Below are 2,118 nucleotides of genomic sequence, written 5' to 3'. Positions count from 1 at the left end.
AAAGAGCTTCCGGTTTGCGAGCGCTGCCCGGGATTTTCGTGGCACCGGAGCGCTCGCGAGCACTGCGGCAGTTACAGCACGACCGGGCCTTTTTCCGGAGGTTCGTAGGGCAGGCCGAGGCTGGTGACGCGCGGGGCGATGCCGGTGGCCGGGCCCATGTCCATGACCAGGACGTGATCATGGCCATGCAGGATCAGCCCGTCCAGCCGCGCCACCAGCTCGGCGTGGCGCACCGCCGTCAGCCGGCACTGGAACACCGACAACTGCACCCAGTCGCCGAAGCCCTTCATGGTCCGGAAGACCCGCCGCCAGCGCCGGTCATCGCGGATGTCGTAGACGACCACATACAGATGTTCCTGAAACCGGCTCATCGCGCTCACCGCGTCGTGAAGTTCGGGTAATCCGGCAGTTCGCCGAGCAGATGCCGGCCGAGCAGCCGTGCCTGGATTTCCAGCAGCCGGCGGTAGGCGACGCGATAGCCGAACAGCGGATGCGTGACCTCGTGCGCCAGCCGCCGCTCGAAGGCCAGCACCAGCGCCTTGCGCGCCTCCGGCTTCAGCGCCACGCCGCCGCCGGCGCGCACGAAATCGCGCGGGCGCACCTCGCCGTTGTTGATCACCTGCAGCACCACCGAATCGGCGATCAGCGGCCGGAACGGCTCCATCACGTCGAGCGCCAGCGCCGGGCGGCCGTAGCGCGGCTGGTGATAGAAGCCGCGATAGGCATCGAAACCGACCGCCGTCAGCGTCACCGTCAGCGTGCGCGTCAGCAGCGCGTAGGCGAACGACAGCAGCGCGTTGACCGGATCGGCCGGCGGGCGGCGGTTGCGGGTGCGGAAGTCGAAGCTGTATCCGCCATCGGCCGCCGGTGCCGGATTCAGCAGCTCGGCAAGGACGCCGAAATAGCGTGCTGCCGCAGCGCCTTCGACGCCGAGCAGGCTCGCGAGCGACGGTGCCGTGCGGGCGGTGGCGATGTCGTCCTTCAGCGCCGCGAGCAGCGCCGGTGGCGCGCTGCCCTGCTTCCAGTTGCGCCGCAGCAGCGTGCGGGCGTTGGCAATCTTGGCCTCGACCAGACCGCGCGCCAGCCGCAGGCAGGCGGCCTCGTCGAAGCTCGCGCGGTACTGGGCGCTGCGCAGTTCGACGTTGCGGTGCCCGGTGCCGATGGTGTGGCCGAGGAACCAGCCGCCGTGGCTGTGCCAGCTCACCGGAATGTCGCGCGCCATCAGCTCGTGCAGCGCCGGGGCGCTGAGGCTGACGTTGCCGTGCAGCACGAGCTGCGAGACATCGATCAGGCGCACCGGCTTTGCCGGCTCGCGCTCGATCTCGACGGTCAGCGTCTCGCCGTCGCGGCCGATGCGCGCATACGGCGCCTGCACGAACAGCAGCTGCGCCGGGTCATCGGCCACCGCCAGCGGTCGCGGCGCCAGATCGCCGCCGCGCAGGCGCGCGGTTTCGTCGGGCAGGCAGATGCCGACCAGCGCGCAGCGCGGGCACTTCGGGCTGTCGTCGAGCGGCGGCGGCAGCCGGCCGGCCGTGGCCAGCGCACGCAGGCCGGCAACCGCGCTGCGCGCTTCGGTGACGAGGTCCTCATCGAGCGTCACCGGCACGCGCTCGCGGCTGCCGGCGTACCAGATCACGCCTTCCCGGCACTCGAAGCCGTGCTCGCGCAGCAGCAGGCCCTGCAGCGCGAGCTGCACGCGCTCGGGTGCATGCGGGCCGCGCGCCGCGTGCGGGCGCCTGCCGCGCTTGTAGTCGACCGGTGTGGCGCGCAGACCTTCGGCCTCGACCAGATCGAGCTTCGCGATGACGCCGAGCGTGGCGGATTCGAGCGTCACCGAGCGCGCATGGATGCGCTCGCCTTCGGGCAGGGGCTCATCGGGCAGCACACCGCCGGGGCGGTCGACCTGCCGGTGCACGTACTGGCCGTCGACGGTTTCGGCGCTGTCGGTCCATTCCTGCTGCACCCACATCAGGTACGCGAGCCGCGGGCAGTACACGTACTCGTTGACCATGCGCGCCGGCAGCGGCGGCACGGCGGCGAGCGTGGGGTCGGCGTCGGTCGCCATGTTCAGAACACCAGCGGACCGGCCGGTGCGCTGCGACGGACCTGCGGAGCGGC

Annotated in this window: 2 protein-coding genes; both read right to left on the bottom strand. The window is 71.3% G+C overall.

Annotated features, from left to right (window positions below):
• Positions 1 to 71: 71 nt before the first annotated feature.
• On the bottom strand, positions 72 to 371 hold the full coding sequence (gene cas2 / locus PKE44_RS13825; protein WP_324552175.1) for a CRISPR-associated endonuclease Cas2: 300 nt from the start codon (positions 369 to 371) through the stop codon (positions 72 to 74).
• A 5-nt stretch (positions 372 to 376) separates the two neighbouring features.
• The gene (gene cas1 / locus PKE44_RS13820) at positions 377 to 2,065 is read right to left on the bottom strand and encodes a CRISPR-associated endonuclease Cas1 (RefSeq protein WP_324552173.1); all 1,689 of its coding nucleotides are present in this window, start codon (positions 2,063 to 2,065) and stop codon (positions 377 to 379) included.
• Between the last annotated feature and the right edge of the window lie 53 nt (positions 2,066 to 2,118).

Origin of the sequence: Plasticicumulans sp. (assembly GCF_035331805.1) — a bacterium.
Classification (GTDB): Bacteria; Pseudomonadota; Gammaproteobacteria; order Competibacterales; family Competibacteraceae; genus Plasticicumulans.
The sequence above is the reverse complement of the archived record's forward strand: the minus strand, read 5'-3'. Positions and strand labels throughout refer to the sequence as shown.

Bases quoted from the DNA above. Each gene is read 5' to 3' on its own strand.
- cas2 (WP_324552175.1), bottom strand. From the start codon at position 371: ATGAGCCGGTTTCAGGAACATCTGTATGTGGTCGTCTACGACATCCGC.
- cas1 (WP_324552173.1), bottom strand. From the start codon at position 2,065: ATGGCGACCGACGCCGACCCCACGCTCGCCGCCGTGCCGCCGCTGCCG.